This window comes from Vibrio sp. Vb1755 (assembly GCF_033338635.1).
GTDB lineage: Bacteria > Pseudomonadota > Gammaproteobacteria > Enterobacterales > Vibrionaceae > Vibrio > Vibrio alginolyticus.
Map to the genome: position 1 here is coordinate 34,066 of NZ_JAWOTA010000002.1, position 17,319 is coordinate 51,384.

The window sequence follows — 17,319 nt, forward strand, 5'->3', positions numbered from 1 at the left end:
AGACAAAGCTTTCTAGATTTATTGAATTTCTAGCAGCTCAACATCAAAGATCAAAACACTTGCTGGTGGAATTGGGCCAGAGCCACTCTTACCATAGCCAAGCGTGCTTGGTACGAAAAGGCGGATTTTCTCACCTTCTACCATGTATTGTAGACCTTCTTGCCAGCCTTTAATGACTTGGTTAAGACCAAATGAAATCGGCTCACCACGATTAACAGAGCTATCGAATACCGTGCCATCAATCAGGGTGCCGTGGTAGTGTACTTTTACTTTACTTGTTGCAGTTGGGTGAACCTCACCTTCGCCTTTTTCAAGAACCATGTATTGAAGGCCACTTTCTGTTGTGATGACGCCTTCTTTTTTCGCATTCTCTAGTAAGAATGCTTGGCCTTTGGCAAAGTTTTCATCTGCTACTTTATGGTTTGTCCAAGTACGGTAAATGAAAAAGCCCGCCAAAATAAAAATAATAAGAGGAAACAAAAATTTAGACACGTAATCTCCTTGTCTATTTAGGTTGTTTTAGCAAAAAGTTGATGGTTTCTGCCATGGCTTCAACGCTGTCATGACCACCAGTAATCACTTGATATTTTCCGTTTACGATAAAGGCTGGAACGGAGTTAATTTGGCCGCGAGTCGTGATCGCTTCTGCCTTAGTGATGTACTCAAACAGCGTTTTTTGCTGAGCTTCATCTAAATGGTAAGGGCTGATAAGGTTGCGAGACTCAAAGGCTTTCTCAACAGCGATTTGGCGTTCCTCAGCCGTTGCATCGGCACCCATTTGCACAGCAGTAAAAAGATCCGCCATAAACGCTTTATCTGGTGTTGATTCAAGCTGCATTACGGCAGTATAGAAGATGATGGCGCTCACTTGTGCACTTTCATTGAACGTTACATGCATTTTTTCAACGCTTTGATCGGTCAATGATTCAATTTGAGGGACAAACTCTTCCATTGAGCGGCAGTGGCCACAAGTTAAAGAGAATGCTTCAGTCAGGGGAGCTAAATCATATTCTTCAAGGGATACTGGCAAAACTTCGTATTGTTTGCCTTGCTGAGGCTGACTCTTGCCGCTATCGCATGCCGACAAAGCCATTACGGCAACAACAACAGCAAAGCCTTTCGATATGGTTTTTAACATAGTAGGGCTCTAAATGAGAAATTTGCGTTAGTTTATCGGTTAACGATAGTGACTAAAACCATTAAATAACAATAAAGTGAGACCATTGGTAACAGACTTAGCCTGACGTATGGGCTGCAAGGGTAGGGTATTTTAGTGTTGCGTTTTATTTGAGAGATGATTTTGCATTGACTCCAGTGGCATGAACGCTGCATAGACAAACCAATCGGTGGACAAAAGCGCTAAAGATTCGGCGTGTTTTGTCGACACAATGAACAAGAGTTTTTCTACGTTGGTAATGGTATGAAGCATTGGTTTTTAATTGTTTGTGGCATTCTGGCCGGGTGCAGTAGCCTCGATCAAGATATGGTCCCAGGTGGGGACATTTTAGATACAGCTCCTAAATCAAACACAGAGCTGAGACACCCAGAATGGGGATACCCGAGCGCATCCAATGTGGCTTCTTCCCCTCGTTCATATCAAACGGCGAGGGCGTCAGTAAAAAAGTCGCAAAACGTGACCTCTCTGGAAATGTTCCTGAGCAGGCATAACATTCCTCACGAGACGCTCAGTGGTGGTCACCTGATGATACGTTTGAAAGAGCAAGTGCATTTTCAAACGGGTTCTGCACGGTTATCGGCTCAATCTCAAGACTGGATTCGAAACATTGGTCACTATCTGGCGGGAAGAACTGATGTTGATGTCGTGATTGATGGTCATGCGGATAGCACGGGAGCTGAAAGCTTCAACGACACGCTATCTGAAAAGCGAGCTCGTGAAGTAGAAAAACAACTATTGGCGACGAGTATTCCACGTCAACGAGTGTTTTCTAGAGGCTTCGGAGAGTATGTACCGAAGTGCAGCAATGCGACAGCAAGTGGTAAAGCTTGCAATCGGCGCGTAGAGCTAACATTGATCGTGGATGAATAACGCAGACGTTGGGCGGTAATCTTCGTTGTGTTGTTCTCGCATACTCGTTATTTGCTTAATGGAGTTTAAGTTCGGAGTTGAGCAAGAAGACTGAATAAGGAAAGCTCGCACGGCAACATCTAGCTAGAAAAAATAGAAAAGAGGCACCGTTAGGTGCCTCTTTTACATCCGCCAATGTTCATAGGGGGAACTTAGGCAAATTCTTTTTCAACGTAAGCGACGATGTCCGATGACTCGTATAACCACTGTGTTTCGCCATCTTTTTCGATACGAAGGCAAGGGACTTTAACTCGCCCACCACGTTGCTCTAGTTCAGCTCGATGAGTCGGGTTATTTTTTGCATCACGTAGCTCAATGTTCACCGATTGACGCTTCATTGCACGGCGGACCTTTACGCAAAAAGGGCAGGCTTCAAATTGGTAAAGTGCGTATTGTTTCGCTTTTTCATCAATACGTTGCTGTTCTTCTGCGGTGCGCTTAATACCACGAGGTGAGAACACCGCGTTCAGCAATAAGATAACCTTGCCTAAAATCCAACGGATAAACTTCATAATGATCCCTTGATGTTCATTGGGTAATTGTCCTTTAAGAATGCAATCATGATGCTTGTTGCACTGAGCGTGAAGTCTATCAGTTGTTTGAAGTGGATAAAACCATGTATTTTATGCGGAAAATAGACGTTTAAACCAACCCCAAAAGCCACTTGCTGAAGCCGGACGGGCTTCTTTACCTTGATAAAAACTTTGCATGAGTTCGGTTCTGAATGCATCAACGTCCATGCGTTTCATGACAAGTTCGTGCTGCAATGTATTTTGAGTCTGCTCGGCATGATCGTGCGCCAAGCTGAAATCCATATTTAAATAGCCTTGCGTGTATAACCAAAGGTGGGTGACTAAGATTAGGTCTTCAGCAGATTGGTTAGTAAACTTATCCGCGTGCTCATTACCCAAGGAGTCAGTCAGAACTTGCTGCATACGCTGGGTAGAGTGAGCATGTTGCTCGTAGTTAGCACTTGCTTCAATATGTGATTTGGTCAAAAGGCCAAGCAGGTGAAGAGTAGGTGCTGTTGTGGGTTTGTTCTCACAAACTTTTGTAAATAGTTGTGACTGTTCTTTTAACCAACGTCGCTTTGCTGCTTTATGTTCTTTAACAAAGGGGATTTCTTCAAATCCCATCTCTTGACTCAGTTCACTAAGAGACGTCATGGTTTTTTAGTTCCTTCACCGTTACTTCGATATGTTGATCATTGATATCAACAAAAATTGAGCTGCCAGTAATCATAACAGAAAGGCTAGTACCTCGGTCAAGATGCTGACAAATCAAGTCGATAGCGTCATAGTCAAAGCTCTCTACGTTGACGGGAAGCATTGAGAACTTTCCTGACATTTTGTCCCACCAGACAGCCGCTTTGGTGTTATAAGTGTAAACTTTTACATGCTTTGCGAGGCGAGAAGCTTTCTTAATTCTGTCTGGTTCTGGTTCGCCAATTTCAATCCAGTGAGTAATGCTTTGATCATCGCCAACATGCCATAAATCAGGCTCTTCAATCGTAGAGAGTCCTTTTGTAAACTCTAGATTGCTTTGAGCATTTAAACAGTAAGCTAGAATGCGAGCCAACATTCGTTGCGGCTTTTCAGAAGGGTGAAGGGCGATAGTTAGATTTTTAGAATCGTAATAGTCATTATTCATATCGGAAATGGCGATACGAAATTTGTAAATGGTTGGTTTAAGAGCCATAGATTTATATCGTTTTGTTGGCAAAATAAGTTTTAGGCAAAAAAATAGCCAGCTTTAAAAGCTGGCTATCGTATCAAATTCTTTAAGAATTAAAGTACTTTGATTTGCTCTGCTTGAGGGCCTTTTTGACCTTGAGAGATAACAAATTCTACTTTCTGGCCTTCAACTAGAGTACGGAAGCCGTCACCAGTGATTGCAGAGAAGTGAGCAAATACGTCAGGACCGTTTTCTTGTTGAATGAAACCGAAGCCTTTAGTTTCGTTGAACCACTTAACTGTGCCAGTAGCTGTGTTAGACATGTCTATTTCCTAAATATCTAAATAATGTAATCTTTCGCCTCAACGGCGCTTATAGCGTGGAAAAATAAATTGCTATTGCGTACCACAGGACGACGGGTTACAAGTAATCCAACGAAATGTGAAAACAAAGAACTTTCTTTCTAGCCGTGTTTGAGTCTAGGTTAATTCCACGAAGAGTCAACATATATTAGTGCTTTATGGACAAATATTTGTATTTAGTCACTATTTAACCAGCATGTTTTTGATTAAATTTCAAATAAATGACGGTGATGTGAAGTTTTTTAGCATAAAATTCAACTAAATCTATAAATTTGACTTATTTACATAATTATTGTCCAATCTGGTTCGACCATTAAGGAGGATTTATGGCAAAGCGTAAAATCAGTCCTCAACCGAGTGGCTCACAACATGAGACCGACTTCGGCAGAGGTGAAATCAAAGACAACGCGTTAAAAGCGGTTGTTACCAGTCAGCTGTTCCAAACACGAGTCGTTAAAGCGAAAAAAGGTAAAGGTAGCTTCAGCCGTAAAATGAAGCATAGAGGCAAAGAGCCCTATTCAAAGTTCTCCCCAAGGTGGATTTTGAATAGGGCTTTTTTATTGGTACTAGGTGTTTGCAAAACTGATGATATTCAATTTTTTAGTACCAGATAAGTTTTCCTAATTTATTATGTACTGCTTCAACTGCTTCAACTGCTTCAGCGAACCAGGCGTTGAAAGTACCAATTAAGTACTAAAACTTACTAAGTTAGATTCATATCAATAAGCGTCACTTCCTGTCTTATGCAACTCTACTATATCTTTAGTCTAATCAAACAGCCGAGATTATGGTTTAAAAAGACTGGTGAGAAGTAGGTATGTCATCGACGAGTTATGGTACTTATGGTTGCAAATGTAAAAAAGCGTGTGCTTCTTTATTACTAGTGTGGCTGTCCATTTGTCCGATGGCGCATGCGCACAAATCAGAGTCTCATTCTTTAATTGTTGCTAACTCCAAAGCGTGGAAGCCGTTCTCTTACCTTAGCCCAGATGGTGAACCTAAAGGTATTTTAATCGACTTTTGGAAAGAGTACGCGGCGAACAACCAAATCGACGTTCAGTTTCTCCTTTTGGATTGGGATGCTTCTTTACAAGCCGTAAAAGAGGGTAAGGCTGACTTTCACGGAGGACTTGTCTACTCGCCCGAAAGAGCGAAGTATATGGACTTTGGCGCAGTCATAATGCCTATCCAAACCAAACTGTACGTAAATAAAGATGTACTTTCGGTTGATATCAGGAGTGTTTTAACTGGCGAAATGACGCTGCCAATTGGCGTTGTTAAAGGAAGTTACGAGTCTGAGTTTGTTCAGACGAATTATCCAAATGCACCTATTGCAGAGTACATTAACAATGATTCGATGATACAAGCAGCCGTCGATAAAAAGGTGCTGTACTTTGTTGCAGACCTGCAAGTTGCTAACTTTTATATGGCAACCACGCCGGGAGCGGGTATGTTTGTCCCGACAATTAGCTTGTATAGTAAAGATCTTCGGATTGCAGCAGGAATGCACAGTGCAACTTCCATTTTAGAGGTATCACGAGCGTTTGAAAAAGTCATCGATACGGATCGTGAGCGGATCCTCACCCGTTGGAGTGTGGTGAAAACGGTTTATCCACTTTATCTTTTCCCTATTGCTATTTTCATTATGGCGGTCGCAACGCTTTATCATATTTTTGCCCTCAAACGTATGGTTGCTCTTCGGACAAGGCAATTAACGATTGCCAATCAGCAATTGCTGGAGATGACGTTGACGGATTCTCTCACAAAGCTATACAACCGTAGACACCTGATTGAGCAATTGGCGCTACTGAATCATTTGAAGCGAAACTTAACGGTGATGGTGTTTGATATTGATGATTTTAAATCAATCAATGATCGATATGGCCACCTTGCTGGAGACCGAGCAATAGTTGCCATCGCAGAAGCCGCTAAGTCGATGACTGATGACCGAATGACATTGGCGAGAATTGGAGGAGAAGAGTTCGCACTCGTTACGTCTTCTCTGTCAGAGCGAGAAGCGCTCAATTTTGCCAATATGCTCTGTAAAGCAGTTTACGATCAGCCTGTTATACTGGGTGGAGAAGCAATTCATTTGAGTATCAGTTTGGGTTGTGCTTACTATCCTGAGTTTACCCACATCGTGAGCTTGCAAGATGCTGACGAGTTGATGTATCAAGGTAAGTCTGAAGGAAAGAATCGTGCAGTTTTCCAAGTTATAACAGACTGTCAGCTTCAACCTGCGCTTCGTCAAGTGAATTAGATCTCGCTAATTCAACTGATACTTCAAACCATCCTCAAGCCTCAAAGTTTTAGTCAGAGTAACGTGGTAAGCGTTAACGATCACGTTGCGTTGTTTTCTTTGAGGCCAATTTGCGTACAAATACTTGCACTTTCATATATATAACCCCCCACCTGCTCACGTTTTTATCATAGAAGCAGTAATTGTTTTAAAGTGATAAGTGATTTCTTGGTAAAGATCAGAACCCCTGTCTACACTCAGTGTAAAGTAATGCATATAAAGCATGATGCATACAGTGTTGTACAAAAACAATTAAAGAAGATAAGAAATAAGTTGGCTTGAGAAGGACGGGGAATGAACAACGAATGCTTTGCTAGGTTCCGAGCTGTCACGGATGAACTGTCAATGAAAGAATCGTTGTCAGTTGGGAAAGACCCTTATGCTCACTATCTCAAAGATATTGTGGGGATTGATTTGTTGTCTCGTGAAGAGGAGTTGCATTACGCCAAACTTAATCGAGCTGGTGATGAAGAAGCGCGCGAAATGTTGATTGAGTCTAATCTTCGACTTGTTGTGAAAATCGCAAAAGGTTACCTCAAACGGCCAGGTAATAACTTTACTCTGCTCGATTTAATAGAAGAAGGTAACATTGGTTTGATAAAAGCGGTCGATAAGTTCGATCCTGAGCCAGGCTACCGTTTTTCTACTTATGCGGTATGGTGGATTCGCGAGAATATAGAAGCGGCATTAATGAACAATGGCCGCACGGTACGTTTACCTGCTCATGTGTGCAAAGAGATAAATAGCCTAGCTTTAAAAAAGCTCGATGCGTCAAAAAGTGAGAGCAAGGAGTTGTCTATTTCTGAACTCTCACGCTGCTCAGGGGTGAAAGCAGAGCGTATAGATGAACTTGTTGCGCTTAGTGGCTTTATTGATGTATCGACCACTGCGGACCTACATCGCGTTCCATTTGTTCTTGAACTGTGTGAAAGTGAGTATACGCCAGATCCACAACAAGACTGTGAAAATCAGTGCTTTACTCAAGCTATTGAAAATATTATTAAAACCTTGCCAACTAAGTTGCAGAAAGTCTTAATCCATCGATTCGGATTATTTGACCAGAGAGTGAAAACCTTGTCGGAAATAGGCCTGTTGTTAAACGTGTCTAACGAGCGTGTTCGTCAGATGCAGATAGAGGCGGTTGAACGCGTGCAGAAACGTCTCCGATTCGATGGTTGGGTTTAAGATTTTTAGCCCCTTATCCTAGCCGATTAATTTACTGGCTTGCTACTCTGTTCTTCCGTAAGTAACAGCAGCTCAAGCTGTGCTTTAGCTGCTGCCTCCAATCTCCATACACTCAATAATCGGTTAAGTGCTGCGCGATAAGCACGACTTTTGAGTAAAAAAGCGAGCGTACTTGTGTAGTTGTTTACGACTTGCGCTTGTGTCTCGACTAATGCGGTTTTGTTTTCGATGTCGATGTGTTGAAGGTTAAAGTCAGGAAGAAACGCACACTCATACCATACCTCTACAATTTCACGAATTTCGAGTTCTTCTTCAGGCACGTCGAAGTCTTGTAACTGGTAGTTTTCTGGTATCGTTGATAAATAAACCACATCCAATTTGTCTGCAACAAATGTATACATCGGATTCCTTAGTGTACGCGCTTACAGAGTAAATAGTCTCATCGTTTACATTTTTGTCAATGACCGTGCTCAAGTATGAATGATGAACCACACCACATTCCGAACTTAACTTAGACTTTTTAAGTACTTATCGGTTAACCCGAAATATTTCAGGTTGCCATCTGGCTCCAAGACTAAGCTCATGTTGGATGTAGAGATCATGCCCGGATCATTCGTTGAGAAAATAACGGTCTTATTGAGTAGTTTGTCGCTGAATAACCGCTTGAAGTAGTGCGAGTTTTCTTGCTCAGCACCATTAAATGGCTCGTCAATGATAATCAAAGATTGTTCGCAGTTACCTAGCCCTAATGCGAGCCGCAGTCTTTGTTGAATACCATTTGGTAAACTTTTACAGATATCAACGCTCAATTGAGTGTCCAGGCCTTGTGGCAACCATGTATCGAGCTCAAAGAAACTCACCATTTCACGCATTTTTTCTGTTGGGATTAACCCATTATGCAAGATGAAGTTAGTCTCCAAGGAGCCTTCAAAAATATGCAGGTTAAACGGGACGTAGTTAATCGAGGTTCGATAGCGGTAACTGTTGAATTGTTTGATGTTATAACCGTCCACCGAAACTGAGCCTTGATAGCGTTCCTCTAGCCCAGCGATAATAGAAATGAGCGTCGTTTTACCGCAACCTGTTGGTCCACAAATCACAACTTTTGCGCCCGGTGGAATTTTAAAACCAAGATTAGTTAAGCCTGTTGCCGCACCACTATAACGATGGCTCACACCAGAGCCGACGATACTACCTTGAAATAGGCGAATAGGGGGGCTTTTCTCTAACGTTAGCTTATCGTCATTCATCGCCATAAGGTTGTTGATTTGCGCAGAAGACGCCTTAATGGATTGGAACTTAGAAATAGAGTTGTAGATGCCCATAATAGGCCCCAACGCCTTCCAGACTAAAATTACGGTAGCAAGCATTGCACCTGCATCGGAGGTGCCGTCCATCACGCCGATAACGGCCGCGACGATACTTGCGGTACCAATAACCTGAATCAAACTCCCGCCTGCTGCCTGAACCCTGCTATTAGTCACTGAAACATGTTCTGCATCGTTGGTGCTTTGTAAATGCGATGCGCTAAAGCGGGACTGGATAACACGCAACAATGGCAAGCCTTGGATGGTTTTTATACCACGAAGAATCTCATTCCATTGGTAAGAAACCATGGCGTTGGCGCGAGAGCTCTTGGACGTGGCTTGCGAGTAGATGTAACGAGAATAAACACAGAACACCAACATTAGAATCAACCCCGCCATAACGACTAGCGCCGCGGTACCAGACATAAGAGCAATGGCAATAATGAATACGATAACAAACGGCATGTCGAAGTAGCTTAATGTTGACTCTGCGGTTACCAAACGGCGGAAAGTGTCGATGTCTTTCAAACGTGCTAACTGAGAAGAGACACCAGCGGTAGATGTCATCGAATAAGGAAGCCACAACAGTTTGGATATTACGTTTTGAGAAATATGCACCGCCAAATCCTTCCCTGATGTGGCGATGATGTTGACCCGCATTTTCTTGAAAAAGTATTCCGAAAACCCAACAATCACGGCAAACAACGTGAGCCAATAGAGCGTGGCTTGCGAGCTAGACGTCAAGGCGAAGTTGTACACACTCATAATAAAAAAGGGCTGGAGTGCGCCGAGAATACTGACCACGAAGCTGAGGATAATCAGGCTCTTGAGTTCATTGTTGTAGCGATAAAACGCGTATTTAATCCAGTTACTGCGGTCTTGAGATTCAGGTGGCGGCTCTCGGAACAAGCGCGAGTATTCGCTGATCGAGACCAACAAACATGGCTTCTTGCAGAGCGGGTATTCAATGGTGTTGTTATTGGTGTAATCAAACAGGATCAGTTTGCCGTCTTTGGTGCCCAAGAAAATCGCAGTGAGGTTTTCGATCTCGATAAAACAAGGATGAGGGTGCCCCTCGATGTGTTCCAACGTTTTTAATTTGGTGACGTCACAACGGTAACCAAGGCGTTCAATCGTGGCAACAAAACTGTCGCTGTCTTTTGGTTTAGGGATAAAAGCGTCACTGAGGATAGAAGGTGTGCCTTCCCATTCAAGCGCAATGAGGGTGTAAGCTAAACCACGAATCAAAGGTGACTGATTGTATCGCTCGTCATAACTGCGAGCCTCAAAGTCCAACAAGCGCTGAGGGACATTATTAAAATCAACCAAAATACTCATTGGTCACCTCCGGTAAGTTTGACGCGTTTGAGGCGATGATTGAGCTTGTCCATCTTATTGCTGACGATGATGAGTATTTTGTCGTTGGCGCGATAGGCAGTACTGGTCAAAACCAATCGAGCAAAGTCGTCATCATAAACACAGTCGATGTCGTCGAAGATCAACACACGTTTGTTCGCGAGTAAGGCACGCACCAACAACAGGGCATAAGCGACTTGGCGAGAGAATGGGTTGCGTAAATGTCCTTTAAGCTCGGTGTAAAAACCAGCGGGAAGGGCATCGATTTGTGCTTTGATGTTCATGGTTTCGCAAAGCGCAAATGCCGTGTTATTTAAGCTTGGGCGGAAACAAGTCAAGTTGTCGATGATGGTGCCTTCGACGAACGAACTGGTTTTGTCGACCATGAGCACGCTATTACGCCAGACGTTGTAGTTGACGTCATCGAGTGGTGTCTCGTTGATCTTAATGTCCAGTTTGTTGTCGGTGTTTTGCCGCGTAATGCAATTGGCAAGATGGGTTTTGCCTGCGCCGCTTTTCCCCGTCAGCAAGTAAGCCTGACCACGTTCAAACTCGATGCGTTGCTTTTCCGAATACTTCACCGAGATGCGCTCGACTTCTGTCGTATCATTTTGTTGTTCTACAGATGCCGCAAGCTCAAGCAGCTCGGCGATACGTTGAATATGAAGCTTGTTCAACTCCCATCGACTCACCGTGCGCATTACTTGCTGGTATGGCGCGAAGTAGCGGTTGGTAAGCATGATGATGGCAGCCATGATGCCTTGGCTCGATTGCATGTTGATAACTGCCGTTGCCAAAACTACCACCACACAAGCGATGGAGAGCTGTTGTATGAGCGACAAGATAAGGCTGAAGTTTGATTCGATTTGCTCGTATTTGATGTTCTCGACTTCACGTTCTTCCACCATTTGTGTCATCAAGCTCTCAACGCGATATTCCATATTGCGTGCTTTGATATCGAGTGGGCTAGAGATGATCTCGATAATTTTTGAGGTGGTTAAGCCTTCGATATCGGATTTGTTTTCTAGGCTGTTGATCTTTTGCTTGGAAAGGCTGAGTGCGAACACGGCCAAAACGATGGAGGCAAGTAAGATGGTCACCCCCGCCCAGATGTTGATCAGACCGATAATCAGAATGGTCAGTATGCTGACGGCAAGGTTGATCAATGCCCGTACAGATTCTCCGCCAAAGAAGGATTTAATCTCAGGAATGGTAGCAATACGCTCTAGGTATTCACCGGGTTCTAGGCGACGAAACTTCGATATCTCAGCCAAACAGATGGATTGAAACACCTTGTTGGTTAAGTTGGTTTCGAACTGCTTCATGATCACCGACGAAATCTTTTCTTCCTGATTCTTTAAGTGATAGTCGAGGAAGATGGTGATCAAGATAATAGCAAACAGAAGAAACAGCGTGTCTTTGGCTTGGTTAGGTAAAACTCGGTCAAAAATAATCAGAATCGAAAAGGGCAGCACTAAACCAAACAGTGTTGAGATGACCGTTGAGAAAGTCAGATAACACTTGTCAGCAAAGTTAATCTTTTGGGAAAAATGCTCAGTTTGCATTGCGACCTCCTTTCTTAATCGATGGTTTGGAGAGAAGGTGTTTTGGAACTAAGTCTTGACTGCTTCTGCCTTCGATATCGCTCATCAACTGCATGATGCTTTCGATGGATTGCACCGACAGCATGCCTTTGATTTGCTCAAGATTGATCGATTCAATGATGTAGTCATAACGCGCGCTCTCGTAATCACGTAGCGCGCTAAACAGTTTACTTTCCGCTGCCAGTAAGTCGGTAATGGTTCGCGTACCAAGCTGGTAAGCGCGTTGAATGCCTTTGTAGGAAGCGTAGTTGGCTCGGATGATGTTCTCGTAACTGCTAATTGCGCGGGAGAAGTCATTAATGTTGAGTACCGAGGTGTTAACGCTATTGCGCGTCGTGAACAACGAATCTTGGTACAGTAGTTCCGTTCGCTCGATAGCAGTCGACGATTTTTGATAACCGTAGTAATCCGAACCACCGGAGAAAATCGGCACATTCAAGTTCAAACCGACGCTGGTGGAATTACTGTCCCCTGTTGCGGTTGGGTCGGTTCGGTCATAGTTGTTCGCATCGTCGTAACGGTAACTGGCAGAGAGCGATACGGTCGGCACAAAGTTTGAACCGCTTTCTTTCAAGCCTCTTCGGCTGCGCTCTACCGTCTTCTTCGCAACCAATAAGTCGTTATTTAGCTTCAAAGCTTGCTCAAGAATCGCGCGTTGTTCGGATTCGCTGATTTCCGCCAAGGGCACGCTTTCGTAGATGTCCTGCGATGGGGTGACTGGGTATTGAACTTGAATCTCTAAACCGTTCAAAATCACACGTCGGTCTTTCTCTAGGGTTCTTAAGCGATTGGCAATGCCTTCTTTCTGAGCAATCACCTCATACAACTCGCTCGCCGCAGTGTTGCCAAGCTCCACGTTACGACGCATTTGGCGCTCACGTGTTTCAGACGATTTAAGCTCGACTTTGGTGGCTTTGATTTGCGCGTTGTTTTTCAGGTACTCGAAATATTGCGTCGCGATTTCAGAAATGGTGCTCTGGATTTTGTTCTCGTGCTTGATTTCTTCAATGTTGAAATCAAGCTTCGCGGTGCCGTATTTGAAGATGTCGCCAAGGTTAAACACCGATTGGGATAAAGACACGCTGTAGCTGTTCGAGTTGTAGCTTGAACGTGTATCCGGTGTTCCCGTTAATATGGTTTCGTTTTCATTCCATGTGGTATCAGCAGCACCGTTTAAAGAGGGTAGAAACTTAGAACGGCTAATGTCGATGTTGTATTCGTTTTCTTCCACGCCTTTATCACTAGCGCGCAGAGATAAATTGTTTTCCAAGCCGAGTTTGACCGCCTCAAGCAAGGTGGTCGCCATTGCCGAAGGAGTATTGCTCAATGTAAGCGCTGCCAATACGCAGCTAGTTAAGTTTCTGTACCGCCACATACTTGTTGATCACTTTGATGATTTCGTCGTTTTTATAAGGTTTGCTGATCACGTAATCCATTCCAGCTTCGATACAAGCTTGGTGTTCATTACTGCTGGTCAATGCTGTCGCACCTATGATGGTGCAGGGGTTTTGCCCGCTCTCTTGTTCGTATTGTCGAATGCGTTTGGTTGCTTCAATACCGCCCATGCCAGGCATGATGCAGTCCATAAAAATGATATCCGAGCGCTGATTCATGAAGTGCTGAACGGCGTCTGCGCCATCGCCAACGGTGTCGGCTTCGTATTCTTGCTTGCTCAAAATACGTTTGAGTAGAATCTGTTGAACACGGTCATCCTCCACAATCAGGAATGAGCTGTTCTCCATCTGTTCTTCAGAGGCTTCCGCTTCCATGATTGCTAATAGGTTAGGGATGAACTCATACGGAATCGCGGGGGAGTTCAGAATCTTGTCGACAAAGGTATGACTCTCTTGTGCTTGCTGAGTGCTAGTGACTGAAAGCAACAACTTCGTGTTCGGGTGATTGCGCAGTTGCGATTTCACCGTTTTGCTCAGTGAGGGCAGCTTGTTTGGCTCGAACGTGTCGGTCAGCATGATGGCATCGTATTCGCCAAAGGTTTTTGCAGCAGAGAAGAGTTCGTTCGGCGTTCGAATTGGCGTGATCTCCAAGCCCAAGTTGACTAACATTTTGTTCATTACATCAATGCGCAGCTGAGAGTTGGCACACAGCAACAAACGCTTATTGTCGAAGCGAGTTTTCTCGGTGTGGAAGCTTTTGGCTTTCAAATCGAGCTGAATTTGAAAACGTTCCTGATTGCCCGATTGATACCAATGGCTCTCGTAATAGCCATAATCTTTCAGTACGCTTTTAGCCAAATCGTCTTTGGTTGCAGTGTGCTGTTTATGGTCGCTCCAGTGTAGGGTATTGAGCTTGGCAAACGGCACATCCAGTGTGGTTAAGAAGTTTAGATTGATGGTCAAGCGGGTATTTTCAATGTCTGACGCCGCACCTGATTCAATGGTGACAAACAGTTTCTTGTCGGCTTTGAGTTGGATGGCATTTGATAGCTGTAGGAACAACACCCAGAATAAGCTGGTGGATTGTCCTTCAACACGGTTTGGTAAGTTATCTGAGATAAAGCAGTCTAGCTCACCTTCATTTCGCTGCACTTTTGAACTGATGTGAATCATCAATTCAGACAGTACATTCAGCAGTGAAAACTCTTTCGATTTGCTCTCGGTCCCTTGTGAAATGAGTCGGTTGTAGTTCTCTGCCAATTCAGACAGGGTATTGGCAGCCGAGGTTATATCTTGCGCCATCAACACTCCGCTCTCATCGGTCTCTTGAACGAGATATTGCACGCCGCCGTTAATGGTGTTGGTGATGCCACGAATCTCGTAACCAATCAGAGCATAGAGCTGCTTGTAGAGATCGTTATTGCGTTTTTGCTCTTCGAGTTTGCTGAAAATCAGTTTTAGGTGTGAGTAGATCTGACGCTGCTTAGGATTGATGCTCACTTCATTCAGCAACTCTTCCAACCTTTGTAAATCCAGTAGTTTGAGTTCTTGATAAAGCTCATCGAATTCTTGGTCAATGTCACGCTCATTCGAGCTGGATTTTTTCAGTTTAAGGATTGCCACCAAGTTCGATAGCACTGCGATACCAACCAGTACGACAACGACCACAAACAACCAAATGAAGAACTCGTTTTTCTCCATCATTAGGTCACTCGCATGGTTGTTAAATATGGTCCGGTAGTTGTCGTCCATTTGTAGGTAGTTATTGGTGAGCGAGAGGTACAGTGCCAACACATCGTCGCGTGTTTTTTGGCTGTCTGAGAAGCGATTGATTGCCAGTTCAAGCTGCGTGTATTCGGTCGCGCCCACCAAGCTAAACTCGGTTTTGTTGAGTGACGCGAGCGACTTAAATTGGTCAATTTCGTCTTTCAGAACCTCAAAATCAAGCTCTGTTGTACTGCAATAACGCGCGCTTAAACAGCGTTGAAGCGTTTGAATATCAAACTCGATAGTTTGGTTGAGCTGTTGAGCTTGAACCAACAGAGGCGCGTTTTGCACTTTCTCGACTGAATCCACTTTTTCCCAAGAGATATACAAATAAAAGGCGAGGGCAGCCAGCATCAAGCTGAAAGCGATGCTTAGGCGCATAACAGGAACGGAAATATTGTAAGAAGGTTTGCTACTCATCCATCACCTCTCATCGAATGCGTCTTCGATAGCCGACATAACCGGCTTCGCTGCGTATTCGATCACCCGGCGTGAACCTGTTTTCACGTCTGCGGTAAACTCCATATAAGGGGACAGCTTGTATTGTGTGCCTCCGCGCTCTAGATAGTTTTGACTGATTTGGATTTCCGCGAGATAGAATTCAGCGTCTTCTTCTTCATAAGAAGAACGGCTGATCGATGCAATTCGACCTTCCAAAAATCCGTATTTGGCAAAGTTGTAGGTATCCATCTTCACTTTGACCGCTTGTCCGATTTCTACAAAACCCATGTCTTTACGCGGGATCTTCGCCTCTCCGTGAAGGGCGTTATTGATCGGTGCAATGTCCGCGATGCTTTCACCTGGCGGTATCACAGCGGAGCGGAAATTGAAGTGCACTTTATCTACTACACCGTCAATAGGGGCGTAAACCACGAGGCGATCCACTTTATCTGAGTGTTGAGGACGTAATATACGTTTCAACTTTAAGTCCTTGTTTGCTTGAATGATTTGTGCTTGATACTCGGCATTACGATTCTCCACCAAGTCTCGGTACTGCTTCTCTAGTTTGTCGAGTTGGAAGCGCTCATTCATGACCGACTCATCAAGGTTTTCAATCTCACGCACCATGTTTGACTCTTGAACCTGCATATTCAGAACATCGACGTAAGACGCCATTTCCTCTTTGTACAAGGTGTTCTTAATATTGAGCTGCTTGCGTATCAAGGAGAGCTGGTTCTCGGAGCTTTTACGGCGCTTGAGCATTGAATCAATAAGCGAATTCTTATGTTGGATATCGTGAGTGATCAACTCTTCATTGGAACGGTTTTTAGAAAATTCTTGCTGCCAGGTATTCATGTTGACTTGCACTAATTCTGGGTACTTTTCGATGTAGGCAGAAAAATCGGGTTCCACCATATCGCGCAGGCTTTCGTAACGAATCTTGTCTAGCTCAAGCTGAATGATCTCTGTGTTTACCGTATCGAGTTGAGTGTTTCTATCCAGAGAGCGAAGGCGTGCAATAGGCTGACCTTCGTAAACTACTTCGCCTTTGCGCACTAGCATTTCTTCTAGAATACCGCCTTCAAGGTGTTGCACTTTTTCGATGTCAGATTCGAGCAATAGCTCACCGCGCACCGACACCACAATGTCGATACGAGCCTGAGATGCCACGGCGATAGCCACCATGGAAAGCAAAAAGATAACCAGCAAGGTTTTGTGTACGCTGGTCATTGCACTGGCTAGCACGATTGTATCGTCTGTTGTTACCTTCGAAGCTTCGTTGTTCGAAACGAGCGCCTTTTTGAGGTGATGTTCTATTTGCTTATTGCTCATGAGCCACCCCTACGATTCACTACCTGTGCGGCTATCGATTGAATTTTCGATTTTTAACAGCTGGCTAATTTGTTTGTTTACGTTGTTAAGCTCGGTTTTAACATCCTCGATCAATTCATTAGGAGCAGGGAAATGGTGTTTGTTTAAGTGTTCAAGCTTTGCCAATTTTGGTGGTAAGTCGTCATCACATAACAAGACGAGAATGGTCTTTAGTCTTTTTGAATAACATCTGAGTGCTTCAAAACGGTTTTGTTTATGCAGCATCTCAATATCAATCCCTGCGTCACTGAAATCTTGGTAAAAATCGCCTAATAGCAATTGCAGCCCTTTATGGCTGTTGTCGACTGAGCGCAACAGATTTGTCATATTTATCATTATCCCACCGCACTAATTGCTTTAATGACAACAAGTAAGGATCTTTATACTGGGTTTTCAAATTTTTTTGTTTTTATGGAACTCGAAAGGTATGAAAAAAGTTGTATAAAAAAGTTGGTTTCTAAAAATGGTGTCCT

Annotated in this window: 17 protein-coding genes; 4 read left to right on the plus strand and 13 right to left on the minus strand. The window is 43.9% G+C overall.

Annotated elements, in window-relative coordinates; translation table 11 throughout:
• Nucleotides 1-18: 18 nt before the first annotated feature.
• Together R7E00_RS02750 and R7E00_RS02755 are read right to left on the minus strand one after the other, a co-directional pair.
• Nucleotides 19-492 (minus strand): FKBP-type peptidyl-prolyl cis-trans isomerase, encoded by a 474-nt coding sequence (locus R7E00_RS02750; RefSeq protein WP_005375638.1) that lies wholly within the window; start codon nucleotides 490-492, stop codon nucleotides 19-21.
• A 13-nt stretch (nucleotides 493-505) separates the two neighbouring features.
• A complete protein-coding gene (locus R7E00_RS02755; RefSeq protein WP_005375635.1) occupies nucleotides 506-1,138 on the minus strand; it encodes a thiol:disulfide interchange protein DsbA/DsbL in 633 nt (210 codons plus the stop codon).
• 282 nt (nucleotides 1,139-1,420) lie between these two features.
• Here R7E00_RS02755 and R7E00_RS02760 point away from each other — a divergent pair, with 282 nt between their 5' ends.
• The gene (locus tag R7E00_RS02760; protein ID WP_031777209.1) at nucleotides 1,421-2,047 is read left to right on the plus strand and encodes an OmpA family protein; all 627 of its coding nucleotides are present in this window, start codon (nucleotides 1,421-1,423) and stop codon (nucleotides 2,045-2,047) included.
• A gap of 191 nt (nucleotides 2,048-2,238) precedes the next feature.
• Here the strand turns inward: R7E00_RS02760 and R7E00_RS02765 are convergent, their stop codons facing one another.
• The 4 genes from R7E00_RS02765 to R7E00_RS02780 form a co-directional block, all read right to left on the minus strand.
• Entirely contained in the window at nucleotides 2,239-2,598 is a 360-nt protein-coding gene (locus R7E00_RS02765) for a glutaredoxin family protein (RefSeq protein ID WP_213879507.1), read from the minus strand.
• A gap of 111 nt (nucleotides 2,599-2,709) precedes the next feature.
• Nucleotides 2,710-3,252: a hypothetical protein gene (locus tag R7E00_RS02770; RefSeq protein WP_017635869.1), complete on the minus strand. Its 543-nt coding sequence runs from the start codon at nucleotides 3,250-3,252 to the stop codon at nucleotides 2,710-2,712.
• Nucleotides 3,239-3,784, minus strand: a complete 546-nt coding sequence (locus tag R7E00_RS02775; protein ID WP_005375627.1) for a YaeQ family protein — start codon at nucleotides 3,782-3,784, stop codon at nucleotides 3,239-3,241. The genes R7E00_RS02770 and R7E00_RS02775 overlap by 14 nt, the downstream gene beginning before the upstream one ends.
• Before the next feature lie 89 nt (nucleotides 3,785-3,873).
• Entirely contained in the window at nucleotides 3,874-4,083 is a 210-nt protein-coding gene (locus R7E00_RS02780) for a cold-shock protein (protein WP_005375625.1), read from the minus strand.
• 365 nt (nucleotides 4,084-4,448) lie between these two features.
• Between R7E00_RS02780 and R7E00_RS02785 the strand changes: the two genes are divergently transcribed.
• The 3 genes from R7E00_RS02785 to R7E00_RS02795 all read left to right on the plus strand — a co-directional run bounded on the left by R7E00_RS02785 (nucleotide 4,449) and on the right by R7E00_RS02795 (nucleotide 7,606).
• Nucleotides 4,449-4,736 carry an alternative ribosome-rescue factor A gene (locus R7E00_RS02785; RefSeq protein ID WP_017821594.1) on the plus strand — a complete coding sequence of 96 codons (288 nt, stop codon included), beginning with the start codon at nucleotides 4,449-4,451 and terminating at the stop codon, nucleotides 4,734-4,736.
• A 203-nt stretch (nucleotides 4,737-4,939) separates the two neighbouring features.
• Nucleotides 4,940-6,382, plus strand: coding sequence for a sensor domain-containing diguanylate cyclase (locus R7E00_RS02790; protein ID WP_262605995.1), 1,443 nt, complete (start codon nucleotides 4,940-4,942; stop codon nucleotides 6,380-6,382).
• A 333-nt stretch (nucleotides 6,383-6,715) separates the two neighbouring features.
• On the plus strand, nucleotides 6,716-7,606 hold the full coding sequence (locus R7E00_RS02795; RefSeq protein WP_017635872.1) for an RNA polymerase sigma factor RpoD/SigA: 891 nt from the start codon (nucleotides 6,716-6,718) through the stop codon (nucleotides 7,604-7,606).
• A 26-nt stretch (nucleotides 7,607-7,632) separates the two neighbouring features.
• Here R7E00_RS02795 and R7E00_RS02800 read toward each other — a convergent pair whose 3' ends face one another.
• From R7E00_RS02800 to R7E00_RS02830, 7 genes are all read right to left on the minus strand, one after another.
• Complete coding sequence (locus tag R7E00_RS02800; RefSeq protein ID WP_025768457.1) at nucleotides 7,633-8,007, minus strand: hypothetical protein; 375 nt, start codon at nucleotides 8,005-8,007, stop codon at nucleotides 7,633-7,635.
• 105 nt (nucleotides 8,008-8,112) lie between these two features.
• On the minus strand, nucleotides 8,113-10,251 hold the full coding sequence (locus tag R7E00_RS02805; RefSeq protein WP_053303764.1) for an ATP-binding cassette domain-containing protein: 2,139 nt from the start codon (nucleotides 10,249-10,251) through the stop codon (nucleotides 8,113-8,115).
• The gene (locus R7E00_RS02810) at nucleotides 10,248-11,834 is read right to left on the minus strand and encodes an ATP-binding cassette domain-containing protein (RefSeq protein ID WP_063345678.1); all 1,587 of its coding nucleotides are present in this window, start codon (nucleotides 11,832-11,834) and stop codon (nucleotides 10,248-10,250) included. The genes R7E00_RS02805 and R7E00_RS02810 overlap by 4 nt, the downstream gene beginning before the upstream one ends.
• Nucleotides 11,824-13,248, minus strand: a complete 1,425-nt coding sequence (locus R7E00_RS02815) for a TolC family protein (RefSeq protein ID WP_262605996.1) — start codon at nucleotides 13,246-13,248, stop codon at nucleotides 11,824-11,826. The genes R7E00_RS02810 and R7E00_RS02815 overlap by 11 nt, the downstream gene beginning before the upstream one ends.
• Nucleotides 13,223-15,454 (minus strand): response regulator, encoded by a 2,232-nt coding sequence (locus R7E00_RS02820; RefSeq protein WP_025768453.1) that lies wholly within the window; start codon nucleotides 15,452-15,454, stop codon nucleotides 13,223-13,225. The genes R7E00_RS02815 and R7E00_RS02820 overlap by 26 nt, the downstream gene beginning before the upstream one ends.
• A gap of 3 nt (nucleotides 15,455-15,457) precedes the next feature.
• The gene (locus R7E00_RS02825; protein WP_005375593.1) at nucleotides 15,458-16,807 is read right to left on the minus strand and encodes an HlyD family type I secretion periplasmic adaptor subunit; all 1,350 of its coding nucleotides are present in this window, start codon (nucleotides 16,805-16,807) and stop codon (nucleotides 15,458-15,460) included.
• Nucleotides 16,808-16,816: 9 nt separating this feature from the next.
• Nucleotides 16,817-17,185: a hypothetical protein gene (locus R7E00_RS02830; RefSeq protein ID WP_031777210.1), complete on the minus strand. Its 369-nt coding sequence runs from the start codon at nucleotides 17,183-17,185 to the stop codon at nucleotides 16,817-16,819.
• Between the last annotated feature and the right edge of the window lie 134 nt (nucleotides 17,186-17,319).

Excerpts from the sequence above, each read along its gene's own strand:
- R7E00_RS02755 (WP_005375635.1), bottom strand. The coding sequence starts at position 1,138 with ATGTTAAAAACCATATCGAAAGGCTTTGCTGTTGTTGTTGCCGTAATG.
- R7E00_RS02760 (WP_031777209.1), top strand. The coding sequence starts at position 1,421 with ATGAAGCATTGGTTTTTAATTGTTTGTGGCATTCTGGCCGGGTGCAGT.
- R7E00_RS02765 (WP_213879507.1), bottom strand. The coding sequence starts at position 2,598 with ATGAAGTTTATCCGTTGGATTTTAGGCAAGGTTATCTTATTGCTGAAC.
- R7E00_RS02770 (WP_017635869.1), bottom strand. The coding sequence starts at position 3,252 with ATGACGTCTCTTAGTGAACTGAGTCAAGAGATGGGATTTGAAGAAATC.
- R7E00_RS02775 (WP_005375627.1), bottom strand. The coding sequence starts at position 3,784 with ATGGCTCTTAAACCAACCATTTACAAATTTCGTATCGCCATTTCCGAT.
- R7E00_RS02780 (WP_005375625.1), bottom strand. The coding sequence starts at position 4,083 with ATGTCTAACACAGCTACTGGCACAGTTAAGTGGTTCAACGAAACTAAA.
- R7E00_RS02785 (WP_017821594.1), top strand. The coding sequence starts at position 4,449 with ATGGCAAAGCGTAAAATCAGTCCTCAACCGAGTGGCTCACAACATGAG.
- R7E00_RS02790 (WP_262605995.1), top strand. The coding sequence starts at position 4,940 with ATGTCATCGACGAGTTATGGTACTTATGGTTGCAAATGTAAAAAAGCG.
- R7E00_RS02795 (WP_017635872.1), top strand. The coding sequence starts at position 6,716 with ATGAACAACGAATGCTTTGCTAGGTTCCGAGCTGTCACGGATGAACTG.
- R7E00_RS02800 (WP_025768457.1), bottom strand. The coding sequence starts at position 8,007 with ATGTATACATTTGTTGCAGACAAATTGGATGTGGTTTATTTATCAACG.
- R7E00_RS02805 (WP_053303764.1), bottom strand. The coding sequence starts at position 10,251 with ATGAGTATTTTGGTTGATTTTAATAATGTCCCTCAGCGCTTGTTGGAC.
- R7E00_RS02810 (WP_063345678.1), bottom strand. The coding sequence starts at position 11,834 with ATGCAAACTGAGCATTTTTCCCAAAAGATTAACTTTGCTGACAAGTGT.
- R7E00_RS02815 (WP_262605996.1), bottom strand. The coding sequence starts at position 13,248 with ATGTGGCGGTACAGAAACTTAACTAGCTGCGTATTGGCAGCGCTTACA.
- R7E00_RS02820 (WP_025768453.1), bottom strand. The coding sequence starts at position 15,454 with ATGAGTAGCAAACCTTCTTACAATATTTCCGTTCCTGTTATGCGCCTA.
- R7E00_RS02825 (WP_005375593.1), bottom strand. The coding sequence starts at position 16,807 with ATGAGCAATAAGCAAATAGAACATCACCTCAAAAAGGCGCTCGTTTCG.